Source organism: Bacillus sp. FSL L8-0528, from assembly GCF_038593085.1.
Lineage (GTDB): Bacteria > Bacillota > Bacilli > Bacillales > Bacillaceae > Bacillus > Bacillus paralicheniformis.
Genome location: NZ_CP151961.1, coordinates 1,554,429 through 1,574,419, shown reverse-complemented (window position 1 = coordinate 1,574,419; position 19,991 = coordinate 1,554,429). Strand labels below are relative to the sequence as shown.

The window sequence follows — 19,991 nt, the reverse complement described above, 5'->3', positions numbered from 1 at the left end:
TCCCTTATACATACAGAATTAGGGTGTCCTAAATTGACGGGCGCAACTCATATTTATTTCTTATTAGCCGCTTTGATGGTTGTCGAAACTTTTATGTAAGGACAGCACAACGCGTTCTAAAACTGTATCATTTATAGTTTATGACAAACTAATACAACAAGTTCCACCAAGGCTAAGTTTACACCAGTCGATCATGCTCGTCAATCGATTTCATTCCTGAAATTCAATAAATGTATTCGCTTTACTGAATTTCTGTTTCAGCGTTGTCCAGACTGTTTCAAACTGTTCTAGTATAGATAGTATTCTGTATTACAATAGCAATACAGATTTTGTCGAAAAAAGAGGGCTGAATATTCAGCCCTCTTTCATCTCAAACCCCGCAGCCTTGTAAAAATCTTTTCTGGCTTTGTTGTAATCCTTTGTATACTCATTGAAATGTTTGCTTTCTTTCAGCACTTTGTCATACGATTGATTGATTTTTTTCAGCTGCGCCTCAAGGTCATCCAGTTCAAGACCTTTGTTTTTGAGCAGCTTGTACAGCTCTTTGTCAAGGCCGATTGCGTTCTGATAGGCGTCATAAAGCGAGTCGTAGGCTTTGTAGCGCTTTTCCATAAAAGAAGCAGCGTTCTCAGCTTTTTTCCTGACCTTCTGATCATCGATTTTTTCCGCCGACGCTTTGTTCGCTTCAAACTCCTGTTTTGCTTCGTCTATGCTTTCTTTCTCAGAATTCAAGTGCTTCTCACGGTTTCCGGCTGTCTTCAGCGCTTTGTCGGAGAGCGCAGCGATCCGGTCAAAATCATCCATATTGAGCCTGATCATCTCCTCGTAAAGCTTAGATTCGGCTTTTTCCAGACTTTTAAGGGAACCCTGCTCTCGTTTAAAAGGCTCTTCCAATTCCACGATCTTCTCCAGCGAGCCGTGAAAAGACTCGACAGGATCTTTCCAGAGACAGCCCGATAATACAAATGCTGCCGTGAAAAGAACAACGATGCCTGCCGGCACCCGCATGTTTGAAAATTTCACTCTGAACTTCCCCCAATCTCGACAAATTCCACTATAAAATGAATTCGTTTGTTTGACAACAGAAGTCTAAAGCGTATGGACAAGCCGATATCAGATCGGTATGCCGCCGCCTTCGCTTTTAGACCAAAACATTTAGGGAAAATTCCTTAAAGTTGGGCATTCGACTATACAACCGTTGGACTTTTACATAATTTATATTAGACGCCATGCCTACCAAAAAGAAAAGGCTGTGCGTAAAATAACGGAGGAGGTCTTCATATGTACGGTTATTGCTGCCCTGGATACGGGTACGGCGGCGGTTATGGCTACGGCCGCACATTCGCTTTGATCGTCGTTCTCTTTATTTTGCTGATTATTGTAGGGGCCGCTTATTTAGGCTGCTAGCCCCTGATGAATCCGTCATGACCAGCCTCCTTTGGCTGGTCATTTTTATCATGCACAGAGATTGCGCGAAAAGAGCAAGATCCGCTATACTTTACATAATGAATCGTTGGGAGTGAAGATGTTGATCACAATGGAAAACATTGTCCGCGACGGACACCCCGCTTTAAGAACCGTCGCCGAAGAAGTTCAATTGCCGGCTAGCGAAGAAGAAATCAAACAGCTGAGCGACATGATCGAGTTTGTCAAAAACAGCCAGGACCCTGAAATCGCTCAAAAGTACAACCTTCGTCCTGGTGTCGGCCTAGCCGCTCCGCAAATTAATATCAATAAACGAATGATCGCTGTTCATGCCGAAAATGAAGACGGGACACTTTACAGCTATGCGCTTTTCAATCCGAAGATCGTCAGCCACTCTGTTCAAAAATGCTATTTGACAAGCGGCGAGGGCTGCCTGTCCGTCGACGAACCGATTCCCGGATATGTTCCGCGCTATGAACGGATCCGTGTCAAAGGAACGACACTTGATGGCGAAAACGTCGACATCCGCTTAAAAGGATTCCCGGCAATCGTATTCCAGCATGAAATCGATCATTTAAACGGCGTTATGTTTTACGATCATATCGACAAAGAAAACCCGCTGAAACAACCCGAAAACGCAACGCCTGTCGGCAGATAATGCCGCAAAAAAACGGATCAGACATGATCCGTTTTTTTATGGTTTCAAAAGCCCGAGGGCTTCTACCGCGTATTGAATGCCGTCTTCATCGACGGGCTTTGTGACAAAGTCGGCTATTTTTTTCAGCTCGGGCACAGCGTTGCCCATCGCCACTCCGGTTCCCGCAAACTCGATCATCTCGAGGTCGTTCAGACCGTCTCCGAACGCGTAAGTATCCTCTCTGTCGAACGGAAGCTTTTCAATGACTTTTTTGATTCCTTCCGCTTTCGAACCGCCAGAAGGCAGCACATCTGTAGAGCGCTCGTGCCAGCGGACGAGATCAAACTCCTGAAACCGGCTGTACCGCTCTTCCTCGTCTTGCGTACAGAACAAGAGGACCTGAAAAATGTCCCTGCCTTTAAAATAGGCGCGATCCTCTTCCGGCGGATTGACTTTTAAGCTGCCGATCCCTTCATGGACGAACGGATGGCCGGCAGTTGTAGAGCGCATTCCCTCTTCTCCCATGAAGACGAGGGGGTGGCCGCAGCTGTCCGAATGGGCAAGCAGCGCTTCCAGTGACTGTTCGGCAATGGGGTTTTTATAAATGACCTCTCCTTCAAAAACGACATATTGTCCGTTATAAGAGACAAAAGAATCGATGTCCAGTTCTTCAAGCACAGGCCTGACCATAAACGGCGCCCGGCCTGATGCGATGAAAACATGATGGCCGTGCGCTTTCAAATCGGAGACAGCCTGTTTCGCGGTGTCTGGAATACGTTTATCATGATCATAAATCGTTCCGTCGATATCAAAGAAAATCAGCTTTTTATCCATGGCAGTGAATCCTTCTCCCTTAGCTAGTATGATTGATGGTTCTCCTGTACCATCATACAAAAACTGCGTACGCGAGAAAACCTTTTCACTCCAAAATCAAAACAAAATCAACATGCCAATAATATCCATGTAACAATAGACGGATTCATCATATAATAGAACTAAAGAGATACGGTAGTGACCGGACAAGTCAGAGAAAGGAGGAATCCGTATGCTACGCCGACTGCGGAAAAAATTAAAAAAACAGCTGAATGGCATGATGCGCAGAAAGTCGATTGCCTAAAAGGACCTCACTCGTGTGGAAGGGTCCTTTTTTTCTCAAGCGCTTTTCTTATGAGGCAATTTCGAATATAATAGAAAGATGAGTCTAACAATCGGCAGTTAAGGAGAGATTTGGATGATCTATAAGGTATTTTATCAAGCAAGCAATGACGAAGTACCTGTTCGTGAAAAAACAGATTCAATTTTTGTGGAAGCTCAATCTGAACGTGAAGTCAGATCTAAATTAAAACAATACAACTACAATATTGAGTTTATACAGCAAGTTGAAGACGCTTTTTTAGAATATGAAAAGCAAAGCGAAAATTTTAAAGTATTGGAGTTATGAATGCATGAAATTTGTTAAAAATGATCAAACGGCTGTATTTGCCCTTGGAGGACTTGGGGAAATCGGCAAAAACACGTACGGGGTCCAGTTCCAGGACGAGATCGTGCTCATTGATGCGGGGATTAAGTTTCCGGAAGACGAGCTTCTCGGAATCGACTATGTCATCCCCGACTACACTTATTTAGTCAAAAACGAAGAAAAAATCAAAGGTCTTTTTATTACGCACGGCCACGAAGACCATATCGGCGGAATACCGTACCTGCTCAAACAGGTGAACATTCCCGTTTACGGCGGGCAGCTCGCCATCGGCCTTCTCAGAAAGAAGCTTGAAGAGCACGGTCTGCTGCGTCAAACAAAACTTCATATCATTGAAGAAGACGATATCGTCAAATTCAGAAAAACGTCGGTTTCTTTTTTCAGGACGACCCACAGCATTCCGGACTCATACGGGATTGTCGTAAAAACACCGCAAGGAAACATCGTACATACCGGTGACTTTAAATTCGATTTTACACCGGTAGGCGAACCCGCCAACTTGACCAAGATGGCCGAAATCGGAAAAGAAGGCGTGCTTTGCCTGCTTTCTGACAGCACCAACAGTGAAATCCCTGATTTCACGATGTCAGAGCGCAAAGTCGGAGAAAGCATTGATGATATTTTCCGAAAAGTCGAAGGACGGATCATCTTCGCAACCTTCGCGTCAAACATCCACCGCCTGCAGCAGGTGATCGAAGCAGCTGTTGCAAACGGGCGGAAGGTTGCCGTATTTGGACGAAGCATGGAGTCGGCGATTGAAATCGGCCAAACGCTCGGGTATATTAAGTGTCCGAAAAATACGTTTGTTGAAGCGAATGAAATCAACAGGCTTCCTGCCGGCAAAGTGACGATTCTCTGTACCGGAAGCCAAGGTGAACCGATGGCTGCGCTATCTCGAATTGCTAACGGCACACATCGGCAAATCTCCATCAATCCCGGGGATACGGTCGTATTTTCATCATCTCCGATCCCGGGCAATACAATCAGCGTCAGTCGCACAATTAACCAGCTTTACCGGGCGGGTGCCGATGTCATCCACGGTGCTGTGACTAACATTCATACATCAGGACATGGCGGCCAGGAAGAGCAGAAGCTGATGCTCCGCCTCATCAAGCCAAAGTTTTTCATGCCGATTCACGGTGAATACAGAATGCAGAAAATGCACGTCAAACTGGCGACAGACTGCGGAATTCCTGAGGAAAACTGCTTTATTATGGACAACGGCGAAGTACTTGCTTTGACTAGCGAAGAAGCCTCAGTCGCAGGTAAAATCCCGTCAGGCAATGTCTATATTGACGGAAGCGGCATCGGCGACATCGGGAACATCGTGCTTCGCGACCGCCGGATTCTTTCTGAAGAAGGGCTTGTCATTGTCGTTGTCAGCATCAACATGAAAGAGTTCAAAGTGTCCGCAGGACCTGACTTAATTTCCAGAGGGTTTGTTTACATGAGAGAGTCCGGTGATTTAATCAACGACGCCCAGGATCTGATCGCAGGACACCTTAAAAAAGTGATGGAGCGCAAAACGACGCAGTGGTCTGAAATTAAGAACGAGATCACAGACACGCTTGCTCCGTTCCTCTATGAAAAAACAAAACGCCGGCCGATGATCCTTCCGATTATTATGGAAGTCTAATCGCGGCTTTAGCAAAAAACGGATGCACAGGTGTGCATCCGTTTTAGATTGTTGACAAAATCCCAAAACGACTTCTAGTTTTGGGATTTTGTTATCCTTTAAGCTCAGCGTGATTGAAAACCCTTGCAGTCTAGGAAGGCCGAGCATCGGAGCGGAGCGAATGTTGGAATTCGTGAGCACCGACGCGCAGGCCTGACAACGAATGCGAGGGTTTCTCGACACGCTGAAACGGATGCACCGGTGTGCATCCGTTTTTTTATGGTTGAATCGGGATATGCCTGAACGCTTTAACATCAAACAAGCCTTCCGTCGTCATTTTAATGTCGGGAATAACAGGAAGCGCTAAAAAAGAAAGCGTCAGAAAAGGATTAAACGCTCCTGAAAATCCCGTCTCCGTTAATGCTGCATGAAGAGATTTTAAGCTTTCATTTACCGTCTCAAGCGGTTTGTCCGACAAGAGGCCGGCAATCGGCAGAGCGACGGATTGAAGCTCCTTCCCTCCTTTTACAATGGTGAGGCCGCCCCCGATTTCTCCGAGACGTTCAACCGCTTTTAAGATGTCTTGATCATTTGTACCGACAGCGATTAAATTGTGGGAATCATGAGAAATCGTTGTCGCGATGGCGCCTTCTTTTAAACCGAATCCCCTGACAACGCCGAGTCCGATTCCTTTAACGCCGCGATGGCGCTCAATCACTGCAATTTTCAACAGATCGCTTTCCAGATCCGGCTGAAAAGCGCCGCTTTTCGGCTTGGTCAGGGACAGCTTTGTTGCAAGCTGATTGGGGATAATGTCAATGACCCTGATTTCATTCCCTTGAACGATCGGAATTTCCAGGTCATTCGCATGTAAATCAGGGAGATGGACAGATTGGAGCAGAGCGGCTGCCGCTTTGCCGCCCGTCCATTCGCTTTGTTCTGCCCCGCTCCAGATCACGCCGTTGATCATCGTCTTTGAAATGCTGACGTTCTCAAAATCGCTGATGAAAAGGAGGTCTGCGTCATAACCCGGGGCGACCGCTCCCTTCGTCTTTAACCCGAAGCATTCCGCTGCATTGAGACTGCCCATTTGATATGCGAGAAACGGGTCAAGTCCCTCTTGAATGGCAAGCTTGACCTGATGGTTAATGCTTCCTTCATCGACCAGTTCATCCAAATGCTTATCATCCGTACAGAAAAAGAAGCGTCTCGCATTTTTCTCATTAACCGCAGGCAGAACATGACGTGTATTCTTTGCCGCAGAGCCTTCTCTCAGCATGACGTACATTCCTCTTCTGACCCGTTCAAGCGCCTCTTCAGGTGTTGTGACCTCATGGTCTGTCAGCACGCCCGCCGCTCTGTAGACATTGACGAACCCGGCTGACAAGCCGGCCAGATGTCCGTCGATCCGCTTGTCCGCTTTATGGGCATCCATGAGTTTTTGCACCATATCCGGCTCTCCCGCTTCAACCGCCACATAGTCCATCACTTCCGCAAGCCCGAGCACCTCTTCGCGGCTGTAAAAAGGATGTAAATCCGCAGCGTTCAAAACCGCACCCGATTTTTCAAATGGTGCCGCAGGCACACAAGAAGGGAGCATAAAACGAATATTCAGCCTGGTCATCTTAGCCTGCTCCAACATGAACTCAAGCCCTCTCACTCCTGAGACATTCGCGATTTCATGGGGATCGGTGACAACGGTTGTCACACCGTGGGGAATCACCGCTTTGGCAAATTCGGGCGGCGTCACCATTGAAGACTCAATGTGGACATGACCGTCGATAAAGCCAGGAACGATCATTTGTCCTTCTGCGTCAATGGTATTCTCCCCCTCATAATCGCCCAAACCGACGATGGCCCCGTCTGTGATAGCTATGTCTGTCTTCAACCATTCCTGATTAAAAACATCCATGATCTTTCCGTTTTTAATTACAGTATCCGCTTTTTTGCGATGACTGGCGGCGCCAAGCCGGTGAATGAACATCTCTTTGTCCAAAGATATATGTCCCCTCTCTTTTTTATATGGATATGGTTCAATATCGTAGCCGAATCGTTTGAAACAGTCAATGAAAAGATCAAAAAAACCGCGGGCTGTGGGGTTCCCGCGGCTGATCGATGGCATTTTAATGTTGAAAGACTTTTTTTTCAAATCTCTCGATGTCAGGATTTGAGCCGATGACGATTAAAATATCGTCTTTTTGAATCTCTTCGGTGGCAAGCGGAGATACGATGACTTCTTTCCCCCGCTTGATCGCGACAATATTAATTCCGTATCTGGCCCGGATATCAAGGTCAAGCAGCGTATTTCCGGCCAGTTTTCCGTTCGCTGCGATTTCGACAAGGCTGTGTTCATCAGAAAGTTCAAGATAATCAAGCACATTGTTGGAGACGATGTTGTGGGCGATTCTTTTTCCCATTTCACGCTCCGGATGAACGATCCGGTCCGCTCCGATTTTGGATAATACTTTTTCGTGATAATCGTTTTGAGCTTTGACAGTAATCATTTTCACACCAAGCTCTTTCAAAATCAGCGTTGTCAAAATGCTCGCTTGGATGTTCTCCCCGATCGCTACAATGACGTGGTCAAAATTGCGCAGCCCAAGGTTTTTCAGCACTGATTCGTCTGTAGTGTCTCCTATTACAGCATGTGATGCAATTTTTGCGTATTCGTTTACGCGATCTTCATCTCTGTCGATCGCCATTACCTCAAGCCCTTCTTCACTCAATGCTTTACAAATGCTGCCGCCGAACCGGCCGAGTCCAATTACTGCAAATTCTTTTTTCATCGGTAATTCCTCCATGGGTCAATCTGAACAAATTCTATCATATGAAGTGGAATTTTTCCTCTTTTATTTTATCGTTGCGCAGCTGCAGCATCCTTGCTGAATATCGTTCTCTTCGGATGCCGCCCCTTTGTCGATCGGAAGCAGGATGTGGAATGTGCTTCCCTCGCCCAATTCGCTGTCGATTTTCATTTCTCCGTTGTGGGCGCCGATAATATTCAGGCAAATCGTCAGCCCAAGCCCCGTCCCTTCTTCTTTCGTTGAAAAGAAAGGCTCCCCGAGCTTTGCCAAATCGGCTTGGGAAATGCCGCCGCCTTCGTCTTTGATGCTGATTTTCACATAGTCACCTTCAACCTCCGAGGAGATCGTGATTTTTCCGCCGTCAGGCATCGCTTCTATCCCGTTTTTTATTAAATTGATGAATACCTGTTTGATTTGATTTTCATCACCGTTTATTTCCCACTCCTCCCCGTGCTGAAACGCTTTTTCGATCTTAATGTGGGAAAGCACGGCGTTGGTCTCAAGAAGCGTTGCAACCTGCTGAAGAACCGAATTGATGTTGATCTTTTTAAATTGAACCTGGTGCGGTTTGGCCAGAACAAGCAGTTCGCCGAGCACAGAATCGATTCGTTTAATCTCTGAGAAAATAATGTCAAAGTAATCTTTCCGGTCGGGATATTCCGCTTTCATTAGCTGCAAAAATCCGTTTACCGATGTCAGCGGATTCCTGACTTCGTGAGCGATCCCCGCGGCGAGCTGCCCGGCCATCGCCAGCTTCTGAGACTGCATGGCGAGCCGCTGATTCGACTTGAACAGTTCCATCTCCGCTTTTTTCCGTTCTGTCACATCAGTCAGCGTCCCCAAGCTGCCCGTAAATTGACCGTTTTTATAATAAAGTTTATAGTGAACTTCGCCCCAGAACTTGCTCCCGTCTTTGCGATGGTAGAGCACCTCGATCCTGCCTTCAGGCTCCTTGTTCTTCAGCTGGGCGATCAGGTGATTCGAGATCCGTTCTTCATGGTCAAAATAATCGTTGTACATCGTTCCAAGGCTCTCTTCGACACTGTATCCGGTCAACGTTGTCCACGCCTGATTCAAAAATGTAATGTATCCTATCCGGTCCGTCTGAAAGACGATTTCCTGAAGGTTATCCATGATGCGGTTGGTTTCTGAGGAAAGCTCTTTATATTTCTTTTCGCTTTCCTTCAGTTTATAGACAAGCTGATTTGACTCATCGATATAAAGCGTGAGCCACCAAACGCTGATTAATGTCACCAGCGTAAACAGCAGATCAACCGTCCAATTGATTTTATTTCCCAACACCCCATAGAATAAAAAATTCCAAAACATGATAAAAGTCATTGCCAGCACGGTTGCAATGATTCGTCCTTGATATCTTCTCATACCCCCACCTGCCACTTGTATTTCTCAGTCAATTGTAACATTCTTTACACCACATTTGAGAGGATTGTTCGAAGTATTTATCGTCTCTATGGCTGAATTTTTCAGTGACGGCGGTTTTATCTTCTGCCGGTGCAAGAAAAAGCCCTTCTGATAAAGGGCTTCAAATCTTATGCTTTCACTTCGTTTAAGGCGGCTTTAATTTCTTCCAAAAGCAATTCAGCCCCCTCAGGACTCAGCGTAATTTTCCCGTTTCCATACTCGCGGTTTTCAGAAGTGATTTCACCGGTCATCAGGCACACACCGTGCGGTTTATATTTTTTCAGGACAATTTTATCTTGGTCGACAAAGAATTCGATGCTGTCCTTGATCGAAATATCCAAAGCTCTTCTCAATTCAATCGGCATCACGATTCGGCCGAGTTCGTCTACTTTTCTCACAACTCCAATTGCTTTCAAAACTTTCGCCTACTTCCTCTTTTGTTTCTATTTTTCTAAGATATTGTCTTAGCATAACGATAGACGAACGAAGACTGAAAAAGGTTTCCCTTATTGAACGTTTCTTTGACAAAAATTCGGTCATAAAAATGAAATAATTTCTCATCATGTCAATATGAGGACAGCATTTTACAGATTGGTTTCAAACTCGTCACAAACCCCCAAAAACCGCCGATCATTTGAGAAAATTTAAATGAAATTCATTTTTTCAGCACGAAGAAAATTTCGTTTTTCGGAAAAATTTTAAATAGAGATTGGGTGAAAACATGTTTCAAACAACCGAGATCGGAATTGATCTAGGCACAGCTAACATATTGGTTTACAGCAAAAACAAAGGAATCATTTTAAATGAGCCTTCCGTTGTCGCCGTGGATACGGAAACAAAGAGCGTATTGGCGGTCGGCACAGAAGCCAAAAACATGATCGGAAAGACGCCGGGAAAAATCGTCGCGGTCAGGCCGATGAAAGACGGAGTCATCGCTGATTATGACATGACGACAGACCTCTTGAAGCAGATTATGAAAAAAGCCGGAAAGAACATCGGCTTTACGTTCAGAAAGCCGAGCGTCGTCGTCTGCACGCCGTCCGGTTCAACCGCGGTTGAAAGGCGCGCGATCAGCGATGCTGTCAAAAACTGCGGAGCCAAGCAAGTTCATTTGATAGAGGAGCCTGTCGCTGCCGCCATCGGCGCAGATCTGCCTGTCGATGAACCTGTCGCAAACGTTGTCGTCGATATCGGTGGCGGCACGACAGAAGTGGCGATCATTTCATTCGGAGGCGTAGTCTCATGCCACTCGATCCGGATCGGCGGCGATCAGCTTGATGAAGACATCGTGTCATTCGTCAGAAAAAAATACAACCTGCTGATCGGTGAACGGACGGCCGAAGAAGTCAAGATCGAGATCGGCTACGCATTGATTGACCATGAGACGAAAACGATGGAAGTCAGAGGGCGCGACCTTGTCACAGGCCTGCCGAAAACGATTACCCTGGAATCAAAAGAGATTCAGAAGGCGATGCGCGAATCGCTCCTTCATATTATCGAAGCCATCAGAGCGACGCTTGAAGACTGTCCTCCCGAGCTGAGCGGAGACATTGTCGACCGGGGCGTGATTTTAACCGGCGGAGGCGCGCTATTGAACGGCATCAAAGAATGGCTGTCACAGGAAATCGTTGTGCCCGTGCATGTGGCTGCAAATCCGCTCGAGTCTGTCGCCATCGGAACGGGCCGCTCTCTTGAAGTGATCGATAAATTGCAAAAAGCGGCTAAATAATTTTTGTTTTTGCGTCTTTTTTCCCTGCTTCTTTCATATCGTGAGGAATGGAGAAACGATAAGGAGGAAGAACATGCTTAGAGATATGGGAAGACGCCTGGCCATCACCGTTATTTTAAGCGGTATTATTCTCGGGGGGATGAGCATCTCCCTTGCAAACATGCCAAGCTCGCCCCCCGGCCAAACGGCCAAAATCAACCGTTAAAAAAGATGCAGCCTTACCGGGCTGCGTCTTTTTTTCTTTTCAATCAAATATTTGATATGATGTTATGGACAATAAAGGAGGTTTTGCCAATGAATTCGTTTACTGATAAACTGAGCAAATATGCGAAGCTTGTAGCCGAAGTCGGTGTAAACGTTCAAAAAGGACAGAAAGTCGTCATCAACGCATCAACAGAAGTACGCGATTTTGCACGGCTCCTCGTCAAAAGCGCCTATCAAAGAGGGGCAAAAAACGTGACGGTCCGCTGGCAGGATGATGAGGTGACAAGGCTGAAATATGAGCTGGCCCCAGCGGAAGCCTTTGAAGAATTCCCTGAGTGGGAAGCGAAAGGTCTGGAGACGCTCGCCAAGGAAGGCGCCGCTTTTATTTCCATTGTCTCTTCAAGCCCTGATCTTTTGAAAGGCATCGATTCCAAAAAAATCGCGGCCCAGCAAAAAGCCGCCGGTAAGGCGATGCATACATACAGGCAAATGATTCAATCGGATAAAGTCAGCTGGACTGTCGTCGCAGCACCTTCACCGGCCTGGGCAAAAAAAGTTTTCCCTGACGCAGATGAAGAGACAGCGGTGCAAAAGCTGTGGAATGAGATCTTCAAAACGACCCGCGTCGACCGTGAAGATCCTGTCCAGGCGTGGAAAGACCACGATCAAACTTTGCGCGATAAAGTAAGCGTCTTAAACGACAAGCATTACCAAGCCCTTCATTACCAAGCAAAAGGAACAGATTTGACGATCGAGCTTCCTGAGAAGCACCTGTGGGTCGGCGCCGGAAGCACAAACGAAAACGGCATCGAGTTCATGGCCAATATGCCGACAGAAGAAGTATTCACCGCTCCGAAAAAAGACGGAGTAAACGGCACTGTTTCAAGCACGAAGCCGTTAAGCTACGGCGGCAATCTGATCGACGGCTTTCAGCTGACATTTGAAAACGGACGGATCACCGATGTCAAAGCTGAACAAGGTGAAGAGATTTTAAAAGAGCTGATCGAAACGGATGAGGGTTCACACTACTTAGGCGAAATTGCGCTCGTTGCCCACGATTCGCCGATTTCCAAGTCCAATATTCTGTTTTACAACACGCTGTTTGATGAAAACGCATCAAACCACCTCGCGATCGGCAGTGCGTACGCATTCAACATCGAAGGCGGAAAGCAGATGTCGCGCGAGGAGCTGGCGAAAGAAGGATTAAACGAAAGCATCACACATGTTGACTTCATGATCGGTTCAGGAGAAATGAATATAGACGGAATCACAGCAGATGGAAAAAGAGAGCCGATTTTCAGAAACGGCAACTGGGCGATCTAAAGCATTCCGCACAAAAGGACCTCAGAAGTTTTCTGAGGTCCTTTTATATTGTGTCCGCATGCTCTGCCATCCTTCCTAAGTTCCGTACATAGATGGAGCTATAAAGCCGTCCAATGCCCCGCCTCCTCATGATTTAGGCAAACTGCTTAAATGTTCATGCTTCAGCTTCCAGCTTCCTGACTCGTCCTTTACAAATACGTTTGTCGCACGGCCTGCCCCTTGAACCGGTTCGCCCCTATAAAACCCTGTCCATTCGTATGTATAAAGACAGACGGCCTGTTCGTCCGTTTCCGTAATCCAACTGATATGACTGGCGCTGTATACTTCATTTTCGATTTGCTTCCAGGCGTTTTCAAAATAACGCTGAATTTCCTCAACGCCCGAGCACGTTTGATCCGAGAACCAGTACACAGCGTCGGGATGAAGGAGCTTTTTGACATTCCCAAACTCATGTGTGTTTGTTGCTTGAATATATTGCTCAAAAGCCTTTCGGCATGACACGGCAACCATCTCCCTTTTTTATAAAAAAACCCGCTTTTTAAGGCGGGTTTTCTATCATTACGCGTAAAGTTCAGCAAGCTTGTCCTGAACCGCTTTGTCTTCCAAAAATTCGTCATAGCTCATCTGTTTATCGACGATTCCGTTTGGCGTGATTTCGATGATGCGGTTGGCGATTGTTTGGACAAACTGATGGTCATGAGATGTAAACAGCATAGCGCCTTTAAAGCTGATTAAACCGTTATTCAGCGCTGTAATGGATTCGAGATCCAAATGGTTTGTCGGCTCATCAAGCATCAGCACATTGGCGCCGGACAGCATCATTTTGGACAGCATGCAGCGGACTTTCTCTCCCCCTGACAAAACGCTTGCTTTTTTCAGCACTTCTTCCCCAGAGAACAGCATCCGGCCCAAAAAGCCGCGCAGGAAGCTTTCGCTTTGGTCATGCGGCGAAAATTGGCGGAGCCAGTCGACAAGGTTTAAATCGCTGTTCTCAAAATACTCGCTGTTGTCTTTCGGGAAAAACGCCTGTGATGTTGTGACGCCCCATTTAAACGATCCGCTTTCAGGCTCCATTTCCCCGGCAAGGATTTTAAAGAGCGTTGAAGCAGCAAGCTCATTCCGGCCTGTAAAGGCGATTTTATCCTCTTTATTCATCATAAAGCTGACCGAGTCAAGCACCTTGACACCGTCAATCGTTTTCGACAGATCTTTGACGACAAGCACATCGTTTCCAATTTCGCGTTCAGGCGCGAAATGCACGTACGGATACTTGCGCGATGACGGCTTAATATCGTCAAGCGTAATTTTTTCAAGCAGTTTTTTTCTCGATGTCGCCTGCTTCGATTTGGAGGCGTTGGCGCTGAATCTGGCGACGAACTCCTGGAGCTGTTTGATCTGCTCTTCTTTTTTCTTATTGGCTTCCTGGGCCATTTTAAGCGCAAGCTGGCTTGATTCATACCAGAAATCATAGTTTCCGACATAAATTTGAATTTTGTTAAAATCCAGGTCGGCAATATGCGTACATACTTTATTTAAAAAGTGGCGGTCATGCGATACGACGATAACCGTATTCTCAAAATTGATTAAAAACTCTTCAAGCCACTGGATCGCCTGAATATCCAAGTGGTTGGTCGGCTCATCGAGAAGAAGGACGTCAGGTTTTCCGAACAGGGCCTGCGCAAGGAGAACCTTCACCTTTTCGGAACCGCCCAGATCGGCCATTTTCTTCGTATGGAGCTCTTCAGGAATGCCGAGGCCTTTTAACAAAATCGCCGCTTCCCCTTCGGCTTCCCAGCCGTTCAGCTCGGCGAATTCGCCCTCAAGTTCTGCGGCGCGGATTCCGTCTTCATCTGAAAAATCGGGTTTCATGTAAATCGCGTCTTTTTCCTGCATGACTTCATAAAGGCGTTTATGCCCCATGATCACGACTTTCAGCACTTCATGCTCTTCATACTCAAAGTGGTTCTGCTTCAGGACGGCAAGGCGTTCGCCCGGGCTCATATGAACCTCGCCCGTCTGAGGCTCGATTTCGCCTGATAATATTTTCAAAAAAGTGGACTTTCCGGCGCCGTTTGCTCCGATCAATCCGTAGCAGTTACCCGGCGTAAACTTAATATTTACATCTTCAAACAGCTTCCGGTCCGCAAACCGCAAGCTGACATTTTGAACAGCTATCATTTAAAATCCTCCATCTATACTTCATTAAAAAGAGTATAACACGAAAATTCCGCAAGAGAAATGCTTTGCTTTTTTACGATAAAGTTTTAAAGAAAAATATATCAAAAAAACTCTAGTTCACACTTTCTTGGTGACAATATGTTACAATTATTGAAGAATGGGGGAAGGAATAATGAAATTAAAAGATGACCCTGATATCATCAGGTGGATCAATTCGAGGCCGCGCCAAGCGCTTTTCGTGTCAGTGGCCATGGTGATTTCTACGATGTCTATCGGGCTTTTCAAAGGGTTTGATATGTGGACCTCTGACTTTTTTATATTTTCCTGTCTGCTGATCGGCTTCGGCCTCCTTGTGGGATGGCTGCAAAAGATATATTATAAAAAGGTGATATTTGAAGAAAACTCGGATCGTTAGACGGAGGAAGACATGAAGCTCATCACTTTGACGGAATACTGCATGTTTATTTTTTTCGCAGGGGTTTATCTTGCCATAACCGGCTTTACAGCACGGGATGTGGGTCTTTACATCGGGATTGCCATGATTTATGTGTTCGTTCATATCGCGGCGAAACGAATGCTGTCAAAACGGGGAAAAGAAGCCGCGGAAATCAGAATCTTGTACAGCGTTCTTCTGATTATGGCCTCTGTGTTCGTTACCGTACTGTTTATTGCAGTGCTGGCATCACTATCCGCATAAATCAAGCAAAAATGCCTGATTGTCCAAATGGACATCAGGCATTTTTCAGTCTGTTTTTCGGATTTCGTTGAACGGGAAAAACACAAATTGTGAAGTCCCGGCCACTCGTTTTTTATCGATCAGTCCGAGTCCGTTCCGGCTGTCCATCGATCTCTGGCGATTGTCTCCCATCACGAAATACTTGCCTTCCGGAACCTTCACAGGGCCAAAGTCGCCCGTCAGCTTGACGCCGACTGCTTCCGCCTCTTTTCTGTTTTCCGAAAGATACGGCTCAGACACCTTTTTCCCGTTTATGTACAGCGTGTCATCTTTCATTTGCACGGTATCTCCCGGCAGGCCGATCAAGCGCTTTACATAATGGACATTTTTTTCATCGCCGTCGATAATGACGATATCTCCCCGCTTAAATTCGCCTACGTATTTAACCGTTTTATAGACGAACAGCCGCTCTCCGTCGTGCAGCGTCGGATCCATCGATGTACCTTCGACTAAATACGGTTCGAATAAAAATGCCCTGATCAATAACGCCAGAACGACTGCGATAATAATGGCTTTTACCCATTCAAAGAGAGAGTTTTTATTTTTGGTGGATTTTTCTTCAGTCAAAACGCTTCCTCCTAAAAACAGTCTGTCACAGCATACATGCAAAATAAAGCTTTCCTATACTTTATCACAAGTTCCTGCCGAATACATAATCCCCGCGTTCACTTCCGGCAAAAACGGTAAAAAAGAAAGTGCCACGAGAGGGAATACTGTGGCACTTTCAGCACTTATTTTTCAGTTGGAACCGGCTTTTTCAAGAAGCCGAGAATGAGAGCCGTCACAACCGCACTGATCAAGATACTGAGGAGATACAGCAGCGCATGGTTCGTCGTAAAGAAGAGAACGAATATTCCGCCATGCGGCGCTTGCAGTGTGACATGGAAAAATTGAGACAAACCGCCGGCAACTGCGGATCCGATCATACAAGCAGGAATGACGCGCGCCGGATCTGCTGCCGCAAAAGGAATCGCACCTTCAGTAATAAATGACAAGCCCATCACGTAGTTGGTAATTCCGGCTTCGCGATCCCGTTTTGAGAATTTATTTTTAAAGAAAGTCGTTGCAAGAGCAATTCCAAGCGGAGGCACCATACCGCCTGCCATGATCGCTGCGTGAGGTCCAAAGTTCCCAGCTTCAATCATCGCGATACCGAATGTAAAGGCCGCTTTGTTGATCGGACCGCCCATATCAATCGCCATCATACCGCCTAAAACAATACCCATTACAACAAGGTTTCCTGTTCCAAGACCTTCAAGCCAATGTGTCATGCCATCCATAATGAACTTGACAGGCGTATTGACAACATAATGCATGATGACTCCGGTCAAGAATATTCCAAACAGCGGATAAAGAAGGACAGGTTTTAATCCGTCAAGCACTTGCGGCAGACCAGCGAACACTTTTTTCAACAGGACAACAATATAACCAGCTAAGAAACCGGCAATCAGGCCGCCTAAGAACCCGGCGCCAGCTTGTGTCGCCATGAAACCGCCGACCATACCAGGCGCAAATCCAGGACGATCTGCAATGCTCATCGCGATAAATCCGGCCAATACAGCGACAATTAATCCAAGTGCATTCGTTCCGCCAATATTATTTAATACAGCAGCGAACTCATTATAAGTCGGATCTCCCGGCTTGGTCGCGTTGATTCCCCAGAAGAACGAAACCGCAACTAAGATCCCGCCCCCGACGACGAATGGCAGCATGTTGCTGACACCGCTCATCAAGTGCTTGTAGAAACCGCCGCCTTTTCCTTTGGCAGCTCCGTCTTCAGAAGCGGATGCACCGCCGCCTTTTCCTTGATAGATAGGCGCGTCTTGTTTCAGCGCCTGCTCAATCAGCTCTTTCGGACGTCTGATTCCTGCTGTTACAGGTACTTCAATGACATGCTTGCCTTGAAAGCGATCCATTTCAACCTGCTTGTCTGCGGCGACGATGATCGCAACCGCATCTTCGATTTCCTGCGCTGTCAGACCATTTTTAATACCGCTTGAACCGTTCGTTTCAACTTTGATATCAACGCCGAGCTCTTTCGCTTTTTCCTTCAAAGCATCGGCAGCCATGAACGTGTGGGCAATCCCTGTCGGACATGCTGTAACCGCAAGGATTTTTCCTTTTGCTGATGGTGCAGGCGCTTCTTCTGCCTGTTCTTCTTCATCATCATCTTTATCATGCTGGTTGATGATGTCGATGATTTCGTCTTCGGATGAAGCTTCAAGCAGCTGTTTGCGAATCTCTTCCCTCATTAGCAAAGTCGACAGTCTTGACAATGCTTCCAAGTGAGTATTATTCGCGCCGTCTGTAGCGGCGATCATGAAAACAAGATGGCTTGGCTGGCCGTCAAGGGATTCATAATCGACGCCGCCTTTTGAACGGCCGAACGCGATCGCAGGCTCTTTAACGCTTGCCGTTTTCGCATGCGGGATGGCGATGCCTTCGCCGATACCGGTGGAACTTTGTTTCTCGCGGTTGATCACAGCTTCTTTGTAGCCTTCTTTATCATTCAACTTGCCAGCCTGATCCAAAACGCTGACGAGTTCTTCGATAACGTTTTCTTTCTGGCTGCTCTCAAGGTTTAACTTGATCGTATGCTTTGTTAGTAGCTCAGTTATTTTCATAACCTTTCCTCCTTTAAATCGCTTTGACTTGAACTTCCGGAAGCAGCTTGTGAACGAGCTCTTCCGTTCCCAGCTCCTCTGAAAAGGCGGTTGCGCTTCCTGACGCGACACCTAAGCGAAAAGCTTCTTTGATGTCGAGCTGTTTTTCAATGCCTGCGAGAAAGCCTGCAACCACTGAGTCTCCTGCGCCGACTGAGTTCACGAGCTTTCCTTTAGGTACGTTGGCATGGTAGACGCCGTCTTTTGTAAATAAAAGTGCGCCTTCCCCAGCCATGGAAACGATCGCGTTTTCGGCCCCGCGTTCAACGAGTTTCTTACCGTAAGGCACCGCTTCTTCCGCTGAAGTGATGGTTGTCCCAAACATTTCACCGAGCTCGTGATGGTTCGGTTTCATTAAAAGCGGCTTCATTTCTGCTGCTTTTAAAAGCGCCTCACCCGAAATATCAACGACAACCCGGACATTTTGCTCTTTGCATTTTTCCGCAATCTTTTCATATGTGTCCTGCGGCAATGATGAAGGAATGCTGCCCGCTAGTACAACAATGTCCCCTTCTTTCATCGCTGAAAACTGGTCTAAAAAGGCCGCGAAATCTTCTTCGCTGATGACCGGCCCCTGCCCGTTGATTTCCGTCTCATCCCCGGTCTTCAATTTGACATTGATGCGCGTGTCGCCATTCACCTCATGAAAAGCCGTTTCAAGCTTCTCTTCTTCGAGAAATGATTTGATATATCCCCCGGTAAAACCGCCGATAAAACCGAGAACTTTAGAAGGTACATGGTGTCTGTTCAGTACGCGCGAGACATTGATTCCTTTGCCTCCGGGATATTTCGTGTCATAGACTGAACGATTCAGCCCGCCTACGGAAAATTCTTCAACGTGAACAATATAGTCGACCGATGGGTTGAGAGTTACAGTGTATATCATGTTTTCACTACCTTTACGACAGTTTTTTCTTGATAGTTATCAAATGAATGTTTTGCAGATCCTGCTGTAATGATAGTTGCTTCGTCTAAACCGGCAAAGGCAGAAAATGAAATTTCCCCAAACTTGGAAACGTCAGCTAAAATAAATGCTTTTTTCGCCTGGTTGACAGCTTTTGTTTTCAAAAGCGCTTCTTCAGGATCCGGAGTCGTAAACCCCGCTTCTTTATGAATGCCGTTGACGCCGATGAAGCTTTTGTCAAACCGGTATTGGCTGATGGCTGATAAAGCCGAACCGCCTACGATCGCTCCGGTTTTATACTTCACATACCCGCCTAATAAATAAAAAGTAATACCTTTTTTACCTAATGCCTCAATGTGCATGACTCCATTTGTGACCACGATAATATCCATCTCCGGATCGATAAAATCGATCATTTGCAATGTGGTCGTTCCGGCATCAAGGTAAATACAATCGCCTTCTTCAAGAAGTGAGGCCGCTTCTTGAGCGATTTTTCGCTTTTCATGAAGGTTTTTGGATGATTTCTCTAGCATGTCAGGCTCCGTACGAATATCGGAAAGCCTTGATGCCCCTCCATGAACACGCTTTAAATATCCGCGGGCTTCCAGCGTCGACAAATCTCTTCTGATCGTTGACTCAGATGCGTTCGTTAAATTCATTAAGTACTGGATTTTCACGACATCATGCTTTTCAATCTCGTCAATAATCAGCTGATGCCGTTCGGGAGTCAACACATTATCACCCCTTTTGGAAACGCCTTCATTAAGCTTACAATTTCATTGTAAACGCTTTTTCGACATAACTCAACAAAAATCTTTCAAATTCATTCAATAACCATCAAAATCTTTCACATTTTAACATGTTATCGTGATAT

At 46.3% G+C, this 19,991-nt stretch carries 21 protein-coding genes; 9 read left to right on the top strand and 12 right to left on the bottom strand.

All coding sequences use genetic code 11. The features are described from left to right. Positions 1-354: 354 nt before the first annotated feature. Entirely contained in the window at positions 355-1,023 is a 669-nt protein-coding gene (locus MHI30_RS08035; RefSeq protein ID WP_075753025.1) for a YkyA family protein, read from the bottom strand. A gap of 258 nt (positions 1,024-1,281) precedes the next feature. On the opposite strand from MHI30_RS08035, the gene MHI30_RS08030 reads away from it, so the two are divergent. Then, complete coding sequence (locus MHI30_RS08030) at positions 1,282-1,407, top strand: YjcZ family sporulation protein (RefSeq protein ID WP_075753027.1); 126 nt, start codon at positions 1,282-1,284, stop codon at positions 1,405-1,407. Between the two features lie 121 nt (positions 1,408-1,528). Next, entirely contained in the window at positions 1,529-2,083 is a 555-nt protein-coding gene (gene def, locus MHI30_RS08025) for a peptide deformylase (RefSeq protein ID WP_075753456.1), read from the top strand. 36 nt (positions 2,084-2,119) lie between these two features. Here the strand turns inward: def and MHI30_RS08020 are convergent, their stop codons facing one another. Continuing rightward, positions 2,120-2,896 carry a Cof-type HAD-IIB family hydrolase gene (locus tag MHI30_RS08020; protein ID WP_075753029.1) on the bottom strand — a complete coding sequence of 259 codons (777 nt, stop codon included), beginning with the start codon at positions 2,894-2,896 and terminating at the stop codon, positions 2,120-2,122. 397 nt (positions 2,897-3,293) lie between these two features. Between MHI30_RS08020 and MHI30_RS08015 the strand changes: the two genes are divergently transcribed. Both MHI30_RS08015 and rnjA read left to right on the top strand, forming a co-directional pair. Next, positions 3,294-3,503, top strand: coding sequence for a DNA-dependent RNA polymerase subunit epsilon (locus MHI30_RS08015; RefSeq protein WP_020451240.1), 210 nt, complete (start codon positions 3,294-3,296; stop codon positions 3,501-3,503). Positions 3,504-3,507: 4 nt separating this feature from the next. Continuing rightward, a complete protein-coding gene (gene rnjA / locus MHI30_RS08010) occupies positions 3,508-5,175 on the top strand; it encodes a ribonuclease J1 (RefSeq protein WP_065644050.1) in 1,668 nt (555 codons plus the stop codon). Positions 5,176-5,431: 256 nt separating this feature from the next. On the opposite strand, the gene ade is transcribed toward rnjA, so the two are convergent. The 4 genes from ade to MHI30_RS07990 all read right to left on the bottom strand — a co-directional run bounded on the left by ade (position 5,432) and on the right by MHI30_RS07990 (position 9,796). Beyond that, positions 5,432-7,150 carry an adenine deaminase gene (ade, locus tag MHI30_RS08005; protein ID WP_075753458.1) on the bottom strand — a complete coding sequence of 573 codons (1,719 nt, stop codon included), beginning with the start codon at positions 7,148-7,150 and terminating at the stop codon, positions 5,432-5,434. Between the two features lie 127 nt (positions 7,151-7,277). Next, a complete protein-coding gene (locus MHI30_RS08000) occupies positions 7,278-7,940 on the bottom strand; it encodes a TrkA family potassium uptake protein (RefSeq protein WP_020451237.1) in 663 nt (220 codons plus the stop codon). Positions 7,941-8,003: 63 nt separating this feature from the next. Further along, complete coding sequence (locus tag MHI30_RS07995) at positions 8,004-9,341, bottom strand: ATP-binding protein (protein ID WP_075753031.1); 1,338 nt, start codon at positions 9,339-9,341, stop codon at positions 8,004-8,006. A 167-nt stretch (positions 9,342-9,508) separates the two neighbouring features. Then, positions 9,509-9,796: an AbrB/MazE/SpoVT family DNA-binding domain-containing protein gene (locus MHI30_RS07990; protein WP_020451235.1), complete on the bottom strand. Its 288-nt coding sequence runs from the start codon at positions 9,794-9,796 to the stop codon at positions 9,509-9,511. 305 nt (positions 9,797-10,101) lie between these two features. On the opposite strand from MHI30_RS07990, the gene mreBH reads away from it, so the two are divergent. From mreBH to MHI30_RS07975, 3 genes are all read left to right on the top strand, one after another. Next, positions 10,102-11,109, top strand: coding sequence for a rod-share determining protein MreBH (mreBH, locus tag MHI30_RS07985; RefSeq protein ID WP_003181381.1), 1,008 nt, complete (start codon positions 10,102-10,104; stop codon positions 11,107-11,109). A 73-nt stretch (positions 11,110-11,182) separates the two neighbouring features. Then, a complete protein-coding gene (locus tag MHI30_RS07980) occupies positions 11,183-11,314 on the top strand; it encodes a protein YkpC (protein ID WP_003181378.1) in 132 nt (43 codons plus the stop codon). 89 nt (positions 11,315-11,403) lie between these two features. Then, positions 11,404-12,636, top strand: a complete 1,233-nt coding sequence (locus MHI30_RS07975; protein WP_075753033.1) for an aminopeptidase — start codon at positions 11,404-11,406, stop codon at positions 12,634-12,636. 126 nt (positions 12,637-12,762) lie between these two features. Here the strand turns inward: MHI30_RS07975 and MHI30_RS07970 are convergent, their stop codons facing one another. Then, positions 12,763-13,137 (bottom strand): nuclear transport factor 2 family protein, encoded by a 375-nt coding sequence (locus tag MHI30_RS07970; RefSeq protein ID WP_081379902.1) that lies wholly within the window; start codon positions 13,135-13,137, stop codon positions 12,763-12,765. 57 nt (positions 13,138-13,194) lie between these two features. Further along, entirely contained in the window at positions 13,195-14,814 is a 1,620-nt protein-coding gene (locus MHI30_RS07965) for an ATP-binding cassette domain-containing protein (RefSeq protein WP_075753036.1), read from the bottom strand. Between the two features lie 172 nt (positions 14,815-14,986). On the opposite strand from MHI30_RS07965, the gene MHI30_RS07960 reads away from it, so the two are divergent. Both MHI30_RS07960 and MHI30_RS07955 read left to right on the top strand, forming a co-directional pair. Next, the gene (locus MHI30_RS07960; RefSeq protein WP_075753038.1) at positions 14,987-15,229 is read left to right on the top strand and encodes a hypothetical protein; all 243 of its coding nucleotides are present in this window, start codon (positions 14,987-14,989) and stop codon (positions 15,227-15,229) included. 12 nt (positions 15,230-15,241) lie between these two features. Then, entirely contained in the window at positions 15,242-15,511 is a 270-nt protein-coding gene (locus MHI30_RS07955; protein WP_075753040.1) for a hypothetical protein, read from the top strand. Between the two features lie 45 nt (positions 15,512-15,556). Here the strand turns inward: MHI30_RS07955 and lepB are convergent, their stop codons facing one another. The 4 genes from lepB to MHI30_RS07935 all read right to left on the bottom strand — a co-directional run bounded on the left by lepB (position 15,557) and on the right by MHI30_RS07935 (position 19,851). Beyond that, positions 15,557-16,117, bottom strand: coding sequence for a signal peptidase I (gene lepB, locus MHI30_RS07950; RefSeq protein WP_043928613.1), 561 nt, complete (start codon positions 16,115-16,117; stop codon positions 15,557-15,559). Between the two features lie 164 nt (positions 16,118-16,281). Next, entirely contained in the window at positions 16,282-18,174 is a 1,893-nt protein-coding gene (locus MHI30_RS07945; RefSeq protein ID WP_075753042.1) for a PTS fructose transporter subunit IIABC, read from the bottom strand. Positions 18,175-18,187: 13 nt separating this feature from the next. Next, entirely contained in the window at positions 18,188-19,099 is a 912-nt protein-coding gene (gene pfkB, locus MHI30_RS07940; RefSeq protein WP_075753044.1) for a 1-phosphofructokinase, read from the bottom strand. After that, positions 19,096-19,851, bottom strand: a complete 756-nt coding sequence (locus tag MHI30_RS07935; RefSeq protein WP_020451225.1) for a DeoR/GlpR family DNA-binding transcription regulator — start codon at positions 19,849-19,851, stop codon at positions 19,096-19,098. The genes pfkB and MHI30_RS07935 overlap by 4 nt, the downstream gene beginning before the upstream one ends. Positions 19,852-19,991 lie beyond the last annotated feature (140 nt).

Bases quoted from the DNA above. Each gene is read 5' to 3' on its own strand.
- MHI30_RS07955 (WP_075753040.1), top strand. From the start codon at position 15,242: ATGAAGCTCATCACTTTGACGGAATACTGCATGTTTATTTTTTTCGCA.
- MHI30_RS08020 (WP_075753029.1), bottom strand. From the start codon at position 2,896: ATGGATAAAAAGCTGATTTTCTTTGATATCGACGGAACGATTTATGAT.
- MHI30_RS08000 (WP_020451237.1), bottom strand. From the start codon at position 7,940: ATGAAAAAAGAATTTGCAGTAATTGGACTCGGCCGGTTCGGCGGCAGC.
- MHI30_RS07960 (WP_075753038.1), top strand. From the start codon at position 14,987: ATGAAATTAAAAGATGACCCTGATATCATCAGGTGGATCAATTCGAGG.
- MHI30_RS07995 (WP_075753031.1), bottom strand. From the start codon at position 9,341: ATGAGAAGATATCAAGGACGAATCATTGCAACCGTGCTGGCAATGACT.
- rnjA (WP_065644050.1), top strand. From the start codon at position 3,508: ATGAAATTTGTTAAAAATGATCAAACGGCTGTATTTGCCCTTGGAGGA.
- MHI30_RS07965 (WP_075753036.1), bottom strand. From the start codon at position 14,814: ATGATAGCTGTTCAAAATGTCAGCTTGCGGTTTGCGGACCGGAAGCTG.
- mreBH (WP_003181381.1), top strand. From the start codon at position 10,102: ATGTTTCAAACAACCGAGATCGGAATTGATCTAGGCACAGCTAACATA.
- MHI30_RS07975 (WP_075753033.1), top strand. From the start codon at position 11,404: ATGAATTCGTTTACTGATAAACTGAGCAAATATGCGAAGCTTGTAGCC.
- pfkB (WP_075753044.1), bottom strand. From the start codon at position 19,099: ATGATATACACTGTAACTCTCAACCCATCGGTCGACTATATTGTTCAC.
- MHI30_RS08015 (WP_020451240.1), top strand. From the start codon at position 3,294: ATGATCTATAAGGTATTTTATCAAGCAAGCAATGACGAAGTACCTGTT.
- MHI30_RS07980 (WP_003181378.1), top strand. From the start codon at position 11,183: ATGCTTAGAGATATGGGAAGACGCCTGGCCATCACCGTTATTTTAAGC.
- MHI30_RS07945 (WP_075753042.1), bottom strand. From the start codon at position 18,174: ATGAAAATAACTGAGCTACTAACAAAGCATACGATCAAGTTAAACCTT.
- MHI30_RS08030 (WP_075753027.1), top strand. From the start codon at position 1,282: ATGTACGGTTATTGCTGCCCTGGATACGGGTACGGCGGCGGTTATGGC.